The organism is Streptomyces sp. NPDC127108 (assembly GCF_042677545.1).
Taxonomy (GTDB): domain Bacteria; phylum Actinomycetota; class Actinomycetes; order Streptomycetales; family Streptomycetaceae; genus Streptomyces.
Genome location: NZ_JBHXTE010000031.1, coordinates 42,834 through 58,163, shown reverse-complemented (window position 1 = coordinate 58,163; position 15,330 = coordinate 42,834). Strand labels below are relative to the sequence as shown.

At 67.4% G+C, this 15,330-nt stretch carries 5 protein-coding genes; 3 read left to right on the top strand and 2 right to left on the bottom strand.

From position 1 onward, the window contains the following. Window positions 1-24: 24 nt before the first annotated feature. Window positions 25-1,371 carry a M14 family metallopeptidase gene (locus ACFVHO_RS25115; RefSeq protein ID WP_385718704.1) on the bottom strand — a complete coding sequence of 449 codons (1,347 nt, stop codon included), beginning with the start codon at window positions 1,369-1,371 and terminating at the stop codon, window positions 25-27. A 150-nt stretch (window positions 1,372-1,521) separates the two neighbouring features. Here ACFVHO_RS25115 and ACFVHO_RS25110 point away from each other — a divergent pair, with 150 nt between their 5' ends. Beyond that, window positions 1,522-2,856, top strand: coding sequence for an Nramp family divalent metal transporter (locus ACFVHO_RS25110; RefSeq protein WP_385718701.1), 1,335 nt, complete (start codon window positions 1,522-1,524; stop codon window positions 2,854-2,856). A gap of 102 nt (window positions 2,857-2,958) precedes the next feature. Here the strand turns inward: ACFVHO_RS25110 and ACFVHO_RS25105 are convergent, their stop codons facing one another. Further along, a complete protein-coding gene (locus tag ACFVHO_RS25105) occupies window positions 2,959-4,017 on the bottom strand; it encodes a chitinase (RefSeq protein ID WP_385718698.1) in 1,059 nt (352 codons plus the stop codon). Between the two features lie 682 nt (window positions 4,018-4,699). On the opposite strand from ACFVHO_RS25105, the gene ACFVHO_RS25100 reads away from it, so the two are divergent. Both ACFVHO_RS25100 and ACFVHO_RS25095 read left to right on the top strand, forming a co-directional pair. Further along, complete coding sequence (locus tag ACFVHO_RS25100; RefSeq protein WP_385718695.1) at window positions 4,700-8,347, top strand: LamG-like jellyroll fold domain-containing protein; 3,648 nt, start codon at window positions 4,700-4,702, stop codon at window positions 8,345-8,347. A gap of 111 nt (window positions 8,348-8,458) precedes the next feature. Continuing rightward, window positions 8,459-15,328: a polymorphic toxin-type HINT domain-containing protein gene (locus ACFVHO_RS25095; protein WP_385718692.1), complete on the top strand. Its 6,870-nt coding sequence runs from the start codon at window positions 8,459-8,461 to the stop codon at window positions 15,326-15,328. Window positions 15,329-15,330: the final 2 nt, after the last annotated feature.

Sequence of the window (15,330 nt, the reverse complement as noted above, 5' to 3'; positions counted from 1 at the left end):
CCCCACGTCGTACGTCGGACAGGCTCACGTGCCGGAGCAGTACTGCTGCTCCTTCCCAATAGACCGATACATACAATCCGCGTTCTCCAGAAGCTGAAGCACAGCATCCCGGTTCCGCGACGTCTCGCGTTCGATGACCTCGTCGGGCGGGTAGAAGCCGCCGCCACCCGAGCGCGGGTACATCTCGAAGGTGTAGCTGAAGATCTTCTGGTTGCCCCACAGCCAGTCGTCGATGGAGCCGTCGGTGATGTAGAGGTCGCTGGCCTGTTCGGGGGTGTAGCCGTTGCTCGCGGCCATCTTGCGGCCGACCGCCGCGTGCGCGTCGCGGTCGTCCTGGGTGAGGCCGGGGGCCGTGTCGGCGGTGGTGTAGCCGTAGGGCCACAGGATCAGTTCGCTGTACGTGTGGAAGTCGATGCCGGCCTTGATCTGCTGCTTGCCGCCGACGACCCGGCTGCGTACGAAGTCCGCGACGACCTTGACCTCGGGGGCCGACTCGGCGCGCGGGCCGCGGTAGGTCTCGGATCCGGTGGAGCCGGAGGAACCGCCGCAGCAGCCCCACTTGAAGTTCCAGTTGCGGTTCATGTCGGTGCCGACGTTGCTCGAACCGGCGTTGGGCTGACGGTTCTTGCGCCAGCTGCGGTAGGACCCGCTGGCGATGTCGTACTCGCCGCCGTCGGGGTTGAGGTCCGGCACGATCCAGATCTCGCGGGAGTCGACGACCTTCTTGACGCGGGCGTCGGTGGAGTAGCCGGCGCCGAGCTCGCGCATCAGGTAGAGGGCCATCTCCACGGTGAGGTGCTCACGCGCGTGCTGGTGGTGGGTGAAGAGGACCTCGGGCTCGCTCTCGTCCGTGCCGACGTTGTCGCTGATCTTGATGGCGACGATGTCGCGGCCCTGGTGCGTCTTGCCGATGACGCGCTTGCTCATCAGGTTCGGGTACTGCTGGAGCCGCTGGTCGATCTCCGCGTTCATCTCCGCGTAGTTGTGGTAGCGGGAGTCGGCGGGCGGGAAGTCCCGTACCTCGACGCGCTTGCCGTCGGTGCGGGCGGGCGGCGCGGGGAGCACCTTGAGCTTGTACCCGAGGGCCCGCAGCTTCTTGGCCTGGGCGGCGTCCGCGGTGACGACGACCGCGTGGTCGTCGGCCTCGTCGATGGACACGCCGGTGGCGGCGACCGCCGTGCGGGCGGCGGGGGTCGAGGGACCCGGGATGGAGTACTGGCGGACGTCCTCGTCGGCCGCGGTGGCGGCGGCCGCCTTCTTGGCCGAGGGCGACGAGGAGTCGGAGGCGTTGGCGCTGAGGGGCGCCGCGACCGCGAGGGCCAGCATGGCCGCGAGGGCCGCTGATCTCTTTCCGCGTATGCGAAGTCGCATGAATGCTCCTGTGGGGGTGGGGGGTCGAGCCGTGCGACGTGCGGGCGTGCGGCCCCATGGTCGCGGTGTGGCATGCTCCGGTCAATGGCGCGTTTGAGCCGTCCCTGCGCGCCTCTTGTGCACCAGGAGTCTTTGCGCTTTCTTGATCGCATGGCCGAAACCAAGGGTGGACCCACCGCATCCGGCGGGGACGTCGCGTCCGCGCCCCGCAAGTCCAGTTGGAAGTACATCGGGCCCGGCATCGTCGTCGCCGCCACCGGCGTGGGCGCCGGTGACCTGGTCGCGACCCTGATCGCGGGCAGCAACTTCGGCTACACCCTGCTGTGGGCCGCCGTCATCGGCTGCGTCGTGAAGATCTCCCTGGCGGAGGCGGCCGGCCGCTGGCACCTGGCCACGGGCCGCACCCTCTTCGACGGCTGGTCGAGCCTCGGGCGCTGGACCACGTGGTTCTTCGTCGTGTACGTCGTGATCTGGGGCTTCGTGTACGGCGCCGCCGCGATGTCGTCGTCGGGACTGCCGCTGCAGGCGTTGTTCCCGGACGTCATGGAACTCAAGTGGTGGGCGATCCTCACCGGCGTGGTCGGCCTGGTCTTCGTCTGGTTCAACAAGTACGCGGTCTTCGAGAAGGTCATGACGGTCCTTGTCGGCGTCATGTTCGTGGTCACCGTGTACCTGGCGATCCGCGTCACCCCGAACCTCGGCGACGCCTTCGCGGGCCTGCTGCCCGTCGTACCGGACGAGAAGGACTCGATCCTCAACACCCTCGGCCTGATCGGCGGCGTCGGCGGCACCATCACGCTGGCCGCGTACGGCTACTGGGTGAACGCCAAGGGCTGGACCAACACGGGCTGGATGAAGGTGATGCGTCTCGACAACCGCGTCGCGTACATCACCACCGGCATCTTCGTCGTCGCGATGCTCTTCGTGGGCGCCGAGATGCTGCACTCCACGAACATCGCCATCGCCAGTGGTGACAAGGGTCTGGTCCAGCTCGGCGACATCCTGGAGAAGGAGTACGGAACGGCCACGTCCAAGCTGTTCCTGATCGGCTTCCTCGCCACGTCCTTCACGTCCCTGATCGGCGTGTGGCACGGCGTGAGCCTGATGTTCGCGGACTTCGTCGAGCGCTACCGCAAGCCGAAGGCGGGCGCCGGCAGCGAGGCCCGCACCGGCGAGGAGGTGGCCTCCGGCGCCCGCGAGAAGTCCGTGCCGTTCCGCGCCTACCTCCTCTGGCTGACGTTCCCGCCCATGATCCTGCTCTTCGAGGGCCAGCCGTTCCGCCTGATCATCATCTACGGAGTGCTGGGCGCGGCCTTCATGCCATTCCTCGCCCTGACCCTGATCTGGCTGCTCAACTCCGCGCGCACACCGGCCGAGTGGCGCAACGGCTGGGTGAGCAACGGCATGCTGGCGATCGCGGGCCTGCTGTTCCTGATCCTGTGCGTCAAGCAGATCACGGATCAGGACTGGGGCAGCTTCTTCTAGTACGCGTGCGGCGCCTGAACGCACAGCAGCGCCGCCGGGGGAGCGGCGGCGCTGCGGAGGAAGGGGCCGCGCGCGGGCCAGGGGCCGCGCGCGGCCCGGGGCCTACGGGAGCCCGTGTACGTGCGGACCCACGGCGTTGGACCACGCGTTGCCGCCCGCCGCGTCCCAGTTGGTCGACCAGGTCATCGCGCCCCGGATGCCGGGGTAGGTCTTGGACGGCTTGAAGGAGCCGCAGTTGGTGCCCTTGGCCAGGCAGTCGAGGGCGTTGTTGACGACGGACGGGGCGACGTAGCCCGATCCGGCGCCGCGCGTCGACGCGGGGGTGCCGATGCCGACCTGGGACGGCGCGAGGCCGCCCTCCAGCTGGATGCAGGCGAGGGCGGTCAGGAAGTCCACGGACCCCTGGCTGTACACCTTGCCGTCGCACCCGAGCATGGAACCGCTGTTGTAGTACTGCATGTTGACGACCGTGAGGATGTCCTTCACGTTCAGCGCCGTCTTGAAGTACTCGTTGTTCTTGTTCTGCATGTCGATGGTCTGCGGCGCCATGGTCAGGACGAACCCGGGGCCCGCCTTCTGCCCGAGCGACTTCAGGGCCTGCGTCATATACGTGGAGTTGAGCCCGTTCTCCAGGTCGATGTCGACGCCGTCGAACCCGTACTGCTGCATCAGCGAGTAGACGGAGTTCGCGAAGTTCGTCGCGGCGGCGGAGCTGTTGACCGCGACGGCGCCACGCTCACCGCCGACCGAGATGATGACGGACTTGCCCGCCGCCTTCTTGGCCTTGATGTCCGCCTTGAACTGGTCGACGGTGTACCCGCCGAGCCCGGCCGAGTCCAGGTTGAAGGTCACCTGCCCGGGCGTCCCGGTGGCATCGGCGAAGGCCACCGCGATGATGTCGTACTGGTTCTGCACCTGGCTGAGCTTCTGCACGGTGGCACCGTTGTTGAAGTTCTGCCAGTAGCCGGTGACGGCGTGCTTGGGCACGGCCTTGGCCCCGGCGGCGGCCTGCGTCCCGGCGGCGCTCCGGGCCCCGGCGTCCTTCGCACCCGGCGAGGTGTCCGCACTCGCGGTACCACCGGTCGCGAGCCCGGCGATCGCGAGCCCGAGCGCGGCGAGCCCGCCGACGAGGGCACTCCTTCTTCTGCGTGCGCGGTCCATCTTCTGCCTCCGTGGGGGGGAGTGGGGGAGGAGGTACGAAAACGGTGGCCACCGCTGCTGCTTGGTCGTACAACGTGGTCCAGACCAATGGGGATGTCAAGGGTTTTGGCGGAGGGCAGAGAGGTGATGGTTCGTCAGGTGGGGCGTCAGTGCCGCTACGTGAAGTGACCGCACCGCTCCTCTTGTGGCCATATCTGCTCGCTCGCGGCCGGTTGAAGGCTGGGGCGGCAACGTCGCTCCGGCAAACCCTGCACCCATTCAAACCGTTCTCGCTTCGCGTTTCCGCAAGTGGCGCAAACGCGTCACCGGAGCGCATGGGTGGTCACGGTGCGTAATAGTGGCGCGTCAAGAGGTTCCGGGCGGAGTCGTAAGTTCCGGTTTTCTGGAGCCCATCAGGGTCGCGTCATTGCTCAATTTTGTGCCGCAGTTCACCTTGACTTGGGGAACTCGCCCCGCGTTAACTCACTCCGCCTGCAAACTGTGAAGCTTTCGTGACTCTGGGGTGGGGACTGTGGGGTTGAGGTGGGGGCATCGCCATGCCCGGACGCGTGAGAGATCGCGCCGCGTGACGGGGGGAGCGGCCGCGGCAGTCGTACTCGCCTCGCTGCTGCCCGGGGTCGCGTTCGCCGTTCCCGATGGTGAGGCTCACACCTCGGTGTCGGGCGCTGGGCGGACGGAGCAGATGGCGTCGGAACGGGCTGCGGCGACCGGGGAGCCGGTCGAAGTGAGCTCGGAGCGCACCGAGTACACGACGACCATGGCCAATCCCGACGGCAGCTACGTCCTGACGCAGTCCACGGAGCCGCAGCGGGCCCGCGACGAGAACGGGGTTTGGCAGGACATCGACGTCACGCTGGAGAAGCGGGCGGACGGCACGGTCGGGCCGAAGGCGGCCGTCGTCGATCTCGCCTTCTCGGGTGGCGGCAGCGGAGCGGGGCTGCTGAGCCTCGGGATGGGCGAGCAGCGGCTCAAGCTCGGTTGGCCGACCTCCCTTCCCGAGCCGTCACTCGACGGCGCCACCGCCACGTACGCGAACGTGCCCGTCAACGGCGTGGACCTGCAACTGACCGCGACCGCGGAGGGATACCGCGAAGTCCTCGTGGTCAAGTCGGCCGACGCCGCCGCAAGTCCCGAGCTGGAGAAGGTCAAGCTCAGCGCGGCCGGTGAAGGCCTGAGCGTGGTGCCGGGGGCGGACGGCGGCCTGCGCGCTGTCGACGCGGACGGCAACGCCGTCTTCCGCGGCCCTTCCGGCCAGATGTGGGACTCGGCGGGCGATGTCGCGCCCACTGTTCGCAAGGGGCTGCGGTCGGCTGCCGCGGGAGAGCAGCCGAACAAGCACGATGCCCCCGGGGACCCCGCGCAGCCCGGAGCGGGCGACGTGACCGCCGACCTGCCCGTGTCCGTCGGCGACGGCGCGGTGTCGGTGACCCCCGACCTCGATCTGCTGCGCGGCAAGAAGACCGTGTACCCGGTCTTCATCGACCCGTCGGTGGGCCTGGGCAAGTCGGAGTGGACGAAGCTGTCGTCGGACGGAGACAGGTTCTGGAAGTTCAGCGAGCCCGAGGGCGTGGGGCGCTGCGGCATCGCTGACGACTACTACTGCAGTCTGAAGGGCTACACCGACCGGATGTACTTCGAGTTCGGCCCGTCGAAGCTGGCAGGCAAGCATGTCCTGGACGCCACTTTCCGGGCGTACGAGACCTGGTCGTACAACTGCTCGCCGCACTGGGTCGACCTGGAGCGCACCGACAACATCTCCGAGGGCACACGGTGGCCCGGACCGAAGCAGTTGAACCAGATGGGCGACCGTTACGTCTCGGCGGGCCGGGGTGACCTGTGCAGTCCCGAACAGCCCAACTCCTGGATCGAGTTCAACGACAACCCGGCCGAGAAGGACGAGAACCTCACCTCGACGGTGCGGGCGCTCGCGAACGGCAAGATGTCCCGGCTCACGCTGATGCTGCGGGCCAAGGACGAGGGGGATCCGCGGGCGTGGAAGCGGTTCGACAAGAACGCTGAACTCAAGGTCTGGTACATGCACAAGCCGGGGGTGCCCACCTCTGTCGGGGCGATTCCGGGAACCGGCAACAAGGCGCAGTGCCGGCCTGCGAAGGATCCGCTGACGGTGACAGTCGACTCCCCAAGGGTCCAGGCCAGCGTTCAGACCAAAGTCGAGCAGCATCAGGGTGACGAAGAGGGCTCGTTGCAGGCCGAGTTCGTGATGCAGCGCTCCAGCACGGATACGACGTCCGGTTCGTGGTCGGAAGTGTGGAAGGACTATGAGCCCGACTCTGGCTGGTCCCCGGACGGCACGAGGGAAGAGACGACCACCACCAAGCGCGCCGACGGCGGGCTGTATCGCTTCAAGGCACGGACCCAGTCGCACTGGGTCTACGGCGGCAAGAAGGGCGACCTCTTCTCCCCGTACTCGAAGTGGTGCTACCTGCGCATCGACTCGACGGCACCGAAGGAGCCGACGATCGTTTCGCACATGCCGTTCACGGAGTGCGTGGCCGATGACTGCGTGGCCAACGGGCACCCCGGGACGAACGGCGCCTTCACCTTCAAGCCGAACAAGGCTGACAAGGATGTGAAGCAGTACAGGTGGCGCCTTCTGACATCGGAGGCGGACGCCACGCAAACAAGGCCCGCTCGGCCCGACGGCACGGCTCCCGTCGCCGTCAGACCGGGACTCGCAGGCACCCAGACACTTTCGGTGGAGGCCAGCGACCTGAAGCTGGACAAGGAAGGCCGGGTGCGTTGGGGCCCGCCCGCGGAGTTCGTCTTCAAGGTCGGCCTGGCCGAGGGATCCACCGGGCGTTGGCGGTTCGACGACGCCGGCCCGGGGTCGAGCAGGCTGACCGCCAATGACACCGGCCAGGTCGGTGCGCGCCACGACGTCATCCTGCGCGAAGAGGCGGCGACCGGCTGGTCGACGATGGGCCGCCGGGGCGCCGGGGACTACTCGCTGCGCCTCAACGACAACCAGAGCGACCCGGACAAGCAGGTCGGCTACGCCTCCACGGACGGCGTCCCCGTCAACTCGCAGGACTCCTTCACGGTGTCCGCATGGACGTATCTGACCGACGCCTCCGCCAACCGCGCGGTCCTGTCCGCCCCGGGCGAGCACGGCTCGGCCTTCACGCTCTACTACTCGTCCGCTGCCAAGAAGTGGGTGTTCAACCGCACCGACCGGGACAAGGACGGCCCTGTCTACATCCGGTCCCTGGCCGATGCCGAGAACCCGCCGCTGAAGGTGTGGACGCATCTCGTCGGCGTCTTCGACACACAGGGCGACGCGGACAAGAGCAACGACACGATCCAGCTCTACGTCAACGGACGCCCGCAGGGGAAGCCGGTGGTCCTCGCGGACGAGGCCCCCGCGTACACACCGTGGACGGCCGACCGGAACATGATGGTCGGGCGCTCCAAGGTCGGCGGCGGCTACGGCGAATACTTCCTGGGCCGGCTCGACGAGATCGCCACGTGGCAGCGGCCGTTGGAACCCGACGAGATCCGTGAGGAGAGCCGCCTCGAACGCAAGGGGGCGCCCACCAACGAACTGGTGGCGCATTGGGACGCCACCATCTCCTCCGGCGGCAAGGTCACAGAGAGCCCGGAGGACCCGGACGATCCGTCCAGCACAGCTTTCCCCTACCGCAGGGGTGCGATGGACCTGTCGGACTCGGGTGCCCGGCTGACGGGCGACGACGCGACGGCCCTCGTACTGGACGGCAAGAGCGGGTACGCCTCGGCCGCGGGCCCCGTCGTCGACGAGACCGGCTCGTTCACGGCGTCGGCGCGGGTGCGGCTGACCAAGTCCGAGTTCGCGGGCAAGGACATCGGCTACCGAGGGCTCGTGGCCGGGCAGACCACGCCGGTGGGCAAGGAGTCGTCATGGGCGCTGTGGGTGGAGAAGACCGGCGACGACATCTATCGGTGGAAGTTCGGTCGGACCGCGGTCAGCGCCAGTGGAAAGGTCGCCGCCAGTGCTGTCGTCGAGGCGGAGGAGCCGATCGGCCCCGAGGAGTGGGACACCTGGGTCGACGTGACCGGTGTCTTCGACGCGGGTCTCGACTTCACGGACGACGAGGGCGACCAGCGCTTCGGCGTGGCCAAGCTCTACGTCGGGCAGTTCGCCCAGCAGGGCGAGGACGACGCCGGACTCGCACGGCCTCAGCAGGGCGACGGTGCCCTGACGGCAGGGCGCGGGGCGGCGAAGGGCGCGACCGGCCACTACCTGCCGGGGGATCTCGCGAAGCTGCGGGTGTGGACGGGCGCGATGACCCCAGCGCAGGTGACCGACCAGATCGCTGAGCCCTCGACGTAGGCGCGAGGCGGTCTCTCACCGCAGGCCACGCCCCCTGCATCTGCCCGGCTTCCCTCTGCCTTTCGACCGCGTGGGGTCGCCGCCGAGCGACCCCACGCAAGGAGACACGCAATGAATCAGCTCGGCCTCGGGCTGCCCGGAATAGGTAGTTCCGTCAGACGCCGATGGAGTCTGCGGATCGCCGCCGTCACCGGCTTCGCCCTTCTGCCAGGCCTCCTGTCGCCGGTGGCGTTCACGAACACGGCGTCCGCGGCCACCGATCCGCTGGGCCGCCCCAAGCTGGACGCGCCACGCTCAGCGAAGGTGTCGCCGTTCACAGCTCGGACGAACGACAAGAACGCGGCCGTCGTACGGAAGTCCGCCGACGCGGGCCGCAAGGCGGCCGCGCGGGCGCGGGCCGACCAGCGCCGCACGGTGACCTGGCCCAAGGGCGGCAAGGCGACCCTGGAAGTAACCGAATCCGGAGCCGCGAAGGCGGCCCCCGGAGCGCTGCCGCTCACACTCGCGGAGCCGAAGGCCACGAAGGGCGCACCCCAGCGGACGGCCGAGCAGCTCAAGGTCGAGGTCATGGACCAGCGGGAAGCGAGCAAGCTCGGCGTCAAGGGCGTCGTGCTCACGGCCACCGCACCCAAGGACGGCGGCAAGGCACGCCTGGGTATCGACTACTCGGCGTTCGCCTCGGCATACGGCGGCGACTGGGCCGGACGTCTCCAGGTCCTGAGCCTGCCGGACTGTGCCCTCGACACGCCCGGCAAGGCCGACTGCCGTACCCGCGCGCCGGTCGAGTTCACCAACGACCGCAAGGACGAGCGGCTGAACGCGTCGCTGTCCTTCCCCGCGGCCAAGTCCAGTGCGAAGGCCGGACGGACGATGGTCCTCGCCCTCGCCGCCGGCACCAAGTCGGGCTCCGGCGACTACAAGGCCACCCCGCTCGCGGCCTCCTCGACCTGGGAGGCAGGCGGCTCGTCAGGCTCCTTCACCTGGTCCTATCCGCTGCGGACGCCTCCGTCCGCGGCGGGCCCGAAGCCGGAGCTGTCGATCTCCTACGACTCCGGCAGCGTGGACGGCCGCACGGCGTCGACGAACAACCAGGGCACGGTCATCGGTGAGGGCTTCGACATCACCTCCTCGTACATCGAGCGCAAGTACGGCTCCTGCGACGACGACGGGCAGGAGAAGAAGTACGACCTGTGCTGGAAGTACGACAACGCGTCGCTGGTCCTGAACGGCAAGGCCACCGAGTTGGTCAAGGACGACAAGAGCGGCCAGTGGAGGCTGAAGGACGACGACGCGTCGACCGTCAAGCACCACACCGGCGCCACCAACGGTGACGACAACGGTGAGTACTGGACCGTCACGACCGGCGACGGCACGACGTACACCTTCGGCCTCAACAAGCTGGAGGGCGCGGGCGCGGACGTCCGCACCGAGTCGGTGTGGACGGTCCCGGTCTTCGGTGACGACAAGGACGAGCCCGGCCACGAGGGCGGCTCGAGCTTCTCCGACCGGGACAAGAAGCAGGCATGGCGCTGGAACCTCGACCTCGTCCAGGACACCCGCGAAAACGCCATGACGTACTGGTACGAGGCCGAGCACAACAACTACGACAAACTCGGTGACGACAACACGGGCACCGACTACACGCGCGGCGGCTACCTCAAGGAGATCCGCTACGGCCAGCGCGCCGACGCGCTCTTCTCCGCCACGCCCGACGCCTCCCACAAGGTCACCTTCTCCTACGCCGAGCGCTGCGAGGCCTCCGGCACCGGCTGCGACGAACTGACCGAGGACAAGCGGGACAACTGGCCCGACGTGCCGTTCGACAGCGTCTGCAAGGACGACAAGAAGTGCACCGGCAACGTGGGTCCGTCCTTCTTCACCCGCAAGCGCATGACCGGCATCAACACGTACGCCTGGAACGCCTCCCTGCCCAAGCCCGCCTACTGGGGGATCGACGGCTGGAAGCTGAAGCAGCGCTACCTCGACCCGGGTGACACTGGTGACTCCACCGACCAGGCGCTGTGGCTGGAAGAGCTCCAGCACACCGGGAAGCGCGGCGCCGACGACATCGCCCTGGAGCCGGTGAAGTTCACACACGAATTCCAGCCCAACAGGGTCGACGGCGCCGCCGACAACATCATCTCCCTCGACAAGCCCCGCCTGAAGACGGTCACTTCGGAGACGGGCGCGCAGACGATCGTCTCGTACAAGCCCGCCGAATGCGTGGCCGGTCAGACCATGCCCAAGCCGGACGAGAACACCCGGCGCTGCTACCCGGTGTACTGGTCCCCCAACGGCGAGAAGACCCCGAAGCTGGACTGGTTCCAGAAGTACCCGGTCTACGCCGTCTCCACGACCGACCCGCGCGGCGGCGGGGAAGCCGTCCAGCACACGTACGAGTACTCCGGCGGCGGCGCCTGGCACTACAACGACGACCCGATGACGCCGGAGAAGGAGCGCACCTGGTCGATCTGGCGGGGTTACGAGAAGGTCACCCACTACACCGGTGACAAGGGCACTGACCGGCTGAAGACGGTCAACGTCTACATGCGCGGCATGAACGGTGACCGCGTCGCGAAGCTGGACGACGAGAAGACGCCCGACCCCGACAAGCGCAGGACGGCCGACACCGAGGGCATCAAGGCCCCCAAGATCACCGACTCCGAGCAGTACGCCGGCTTTGCCCGCGAGACGGTGACGTACGACGGCGACACCGAGGTCTCCGCGACCGTCAACGACCCCTGGTCCAAGCGGACGGCCACGCAGCACAAGTCGTACGCCGACACCGAGGCGTACTACGTCCGCACCGGCGCCACACACGGACGCACCCGCGTGACCAGCGGCTCCGAGCCCCGCGACCGTGTCCGTTCCACCAAGACCACGTACGACGAGTACGGCATGGCCGAGACCGTCGAGGACCGGGGCGACGACGACGCCGCGGGCGACGAGACGTGCACCCGCACCTGGTACGCCCGCAACGACGAGGGCCTCAACTCGCTCGTCTCGCGCACCCGCACGGTCGCGAAGGCGTGTGGAACCTCGGACGCGGACCTCGACCTGCCCGCCGACTCCAAGAAGCCCGGCGACGTCATCTCCGACACGGCGACCGTCTACGACGACCCCGACGCCACGACCTGGTCGGCCTCTCAGAAGCCGACCAAGGGCCAGGCGACCTGGAGCGGCCGCGCGAAGTCGTACGGCACCGACAACGCCCCCGCCTGGCAGAAGACGGCGACGACGACGTACGACACGCTCGGCCGTCCCGTGGAGGTCAAGGACACCAACGGTCTGGCGACCGCCACCACGACCTACGAGCCCAAGGCTTCGGGTCCGCTCACGTCCAGCACCGTGACCAACGCCAAGCAGCACAAGACCACCACGGAGCTGGACTTCGGCACCGGCGCCGCCGTGAAGGTCACGGACCCGAACGGCAAGGTCACCGAGACGGCGTACGACGCCCTCGGCCGCACCACCCAGGTGTGGCTGCCCAACCGCCTCAGGGCCGACAAGACCCCCAACTACGTCTACGACTACAAGGTCCACAGCAAGGACATGTCCTGGGTGTCCACCGGCACCCTCAAGGGCGACGGCTCCGGCTACAACACTTCCTACGAGTTCTACGACTCCCTGCTGCGCCCGAGGCAGACCCAGACCCCGACCCCTGTCGGCGGACGCCTGATCGGCATCACCCTCTACGACACGCGCGGACTTGCCGTCAGTACGCAGGGCGACACCTGGGACGAGTCGAAGGCGCCCGAGGGTAAACCTGTGCAGACCGAGGGCAGCCAGGCCCCGGTGCAGACCGATACCACCTACGACGCGGCGGGCCGTCCCACGAAGGCCGTCACAAAGAACTTCGGCGTGACGCGCTGGTCTACCACCACGGCGTACACCGGTGACACGGTGACCACGACCGCTCCCGAGGGCGGCCAGGCGACCGCCGAGGTCACCGATGCCCGCGGCCAGATCACGCTGCGCCGCGAGTACGGCAGCCCGAAGCCGACCGGAACCGACTTCACGTCCACGCGGTACACGTACACGCCGGGTGGTCAGCAGGAGACGATCACCGGCCCCGACAAGGCCAAGTGGTCTTACTCCTACGACCTGTTCGGTCGCCAGATGAGCGCCGATGACCCGGACAAGGGCGTCACGACCACCTCGTACGACAGCCTCGACCGCGCCCTGAGCACGACGGACGTGGAGAAGCGGAAGCTGTTGTACGGCTATGACGACCTCGGTCGCAAGACGGGGATGTGGCAGAACGAGAAGACGGACGCCAACAAGCTCGCCGCCTGGACCTTCGACGGTCTCGCCAAGGGGCAGCAGGACACGGTGGTGCGCTACGAGGGCGGCCTGACCGGGAAGGCGTACACCCAGAAGGTCACCAGCTACACGAGCCTCTATGAGGTCAGAGGCAGTGAGCTCACGTTGCCCGACGACGATCCGCTGGTGACGGCGGGCGTCCCGAAGAAGCTGTCCTTCAGCACGGGCTACCGCTTCGACGGCAGCGTCAGCCAGGCCTCCCAGCCCGCCGTGGCCGGGCTCGACGCCGAGACGGTCGACTACACCTACAACGACACCGGCCAGCAGCTCAAGCTGCGCGGAACCACCGGCTACCTCCAGGGCGCCGCGTTCTCGCCCCAGGGCGACCTGCGCCAGCTCACGCTCGGCATGAGCGGCGGCGCCACCGACAAGAAGGCCTACCTCAACTACGACTACGAGGCCGGCACCCGCCGCCTGACGCGCTCCTACGTCACCGACGACGTCCACGGCTACATGCCGCAGGAGCTGAAGTTCACGCGCGACGACGCAGGCAACGTCACGTCGATCTTCGACGCGACGACGCAGGGCGGCACGAAGGAAGCCGACTTCCAGTGCTTCGACTACGACGGCTACAGCCGCTTGACCGACGCCTGGACCCCGAAGACGGCGGACTGCGCCGCCGCGAAGCGCACGAAGTCCAACATCGACGGGGCGGCCCCGTACTGGACGTCGTACACGTACAACGAGGCGGGTCAGCGCAAGACGGAGACCCAGCACACGGCGTCGGCCGACGAGACGACGACGTACGACTACGGCACCCCCGAGGGCCAGCCGCACCCGCTCACCAAGACCACCGGCGCGCGGGCGGCCACGTACGAGTACGACAAGACGGGCAACACCACGAAGCGCCCCGGGCCGAAGTCCCAGCAGAGCTTGACCTGGAGCCCCGAGGGCAAACTGGCCAAGACCCTCGAAGGCACCGCGGAGACGGGCTACCTGTACGACGCCGACGGCGAACTCCTCATCCGCCGCGCGAAGGGTGACGGGGACACGATCCTCTACCTCGGCGCCACAGAAGTCCGCCTGACGACGAAGGGCACGAAGAAGACCCTCTCCGGCACCCGCTACTACACGGCCAACGGCCAGACGATCGCGGTCCGCACAGCTGCCGACGGCACTGCGGAATCACAACTGAGCTTCCTCGCGGCTGACCATCACGGCACGTCGAGCGTGGCGTTGGACGCGACGACGTATGCGGTGACCAAGCGGTACACGTCGCCCTTCGGAGCGCCACGCGGAGAGAAGACACCGAACTGGCCGGACGACAAGGGGTTCTTGGGGAAGCCGGCGGACAAGGGGACTGGGCTCACGCACGTCGGCGCACGCGAGTACGACCCCACAATTGGCCAGTTCATCAGCGTGGATCCGCTCCTCGAGCATCAGAAGCCCGGCAGCCTCAACGGCTACAGCTACGCGGAGAACAGCCCCGTCACAGCATCGGACCCGTCGGGTCTGGGCAGCCAATTCACGTGCAAGGGCAGTTCGTGTGGTGGCGGAGCAGCAGACTTCATTGACTCCAACGCCTCACCGGACTTCTCCTCCGGTCAGACTTGGGCTGACAAGTACCCGAACTTCCCGAACAACTCCGGTTACGGCAACGCGAGGGATACCTATCAGTGCGGTTACCCCGGTTGCGGCAGCCGTGGAGTGACAGGCTACGGGCCACGTATCGACAGGTTGCACGCATTCAAGAAGGGCCCTGGGGACAACGATAATTGGTTCACCAAAGCCATTGGTGTGGTGGTCGGTGTCATCGCTCCCGACTTCGGAGCCTGGCAGCGTTGTTCGAAGGAACTGAGCGCGGGCTGTGGCGTGCTGCTGCTGGATACCCCGATTGGCAAGCCCTTCAAGGCAGGGAAGGGCATCCTCAAGCTGGTCAAGAGGGGCGACAAGGGCGCGGACAAGGCGAAGAAGGGGGGAGTCCCCTCCAACTGCAAGTGCTTCCTCGCTGGAACCGAAGTCCTCATGGCGGACGGCAAGACGAAGGACATCGAAGACGTCAAGCTCGGCGACAGAGTCCTCGCCACGGACCCGAAGAGCGGCAAAACAGCGCTTAAGAAGGTAACGCGCCTCATCGTCACGGAGAGCGACAAGCACTTCAACAAGCTCTCCATAGCAACGGACAACGGGATCGAGAGCCTCACCGCGACCCATGAGCATCCGTTCTGGTCACCGTCCGAGCGCCGCTGGGTAGAGGCAAAGAACCTCGAACCAGGCATGACGCTCCGGACCGATGACGGCGACACCGTCACCGTGACGAAGAACGGCGCCTTCTCACAGCCTGCCCGGACGTACAACCTCACTGTCGAGGACATCCATACGTACTATGCGCTGGCTGGTGAGACTCCGGTTCTCGTTCACAACTCGACGCCATGCCCTCCTGCCATCGGCCCTCAGCGTCCCGCTGGAGTGGGTGACGACTGGGTGGCGCGAGCAGCTGACAACGGAAAGGGAAGTGTGTGGCAGAAGCCTGGGTCGACTGGAAATTCCGATATGCTTCGCGTTATGAATCCGACTGGCAGGTACCCGAATGGCTATGTGCGTTTCACCAATAAGCATGGCCAGCCGATCGGGGTCGATGGAAAGCCTGGCTCGAAAGCAGAAACGCATATCCCGATGAATCCTGACGGCACTTATCCGCTTCCGGTGGGGTGGTAAGC

Coding starts and splice junctions, on each gene's coding strand:
- ACFVHO_RS25115 (WP_385718704.1), bottom strand. CDS start 1,371: ATGCGACTTCGCATACGCGGAAAGAGATCAGCGGCCCTCGCGGCCATG.
- ACFVHO_RS25110 (WP_385718701.1), top strand. CDS start 1,522: ATGGCCGAAACCAAGGGTGGACCCACCGCATCCGGCGGGGACGTCGCG.
- ACFVHO_RS25105 (WP_385718698.1), bottom strand. CDS start 4,017: ATGGACCGCGCACGCAGAAGAAGGAGTGCCCTCGTCGGCGGGCTCGCC.
- ACFVHO_RS25100 (WP_385718695.1), top strand. CDS start 4,700: ATGGCGTCGGAACGGGCTGCGGCGACCGGGGAGCCGGTCGAAGTGAGC.
- ACFVHO_RS25095 (WP_385718692.1), top strand. CDS start 8,459: ATGAATCAGCTCGGCCTCGGGCTGCCCGGAATAGGTAGTTCCGTCAGA.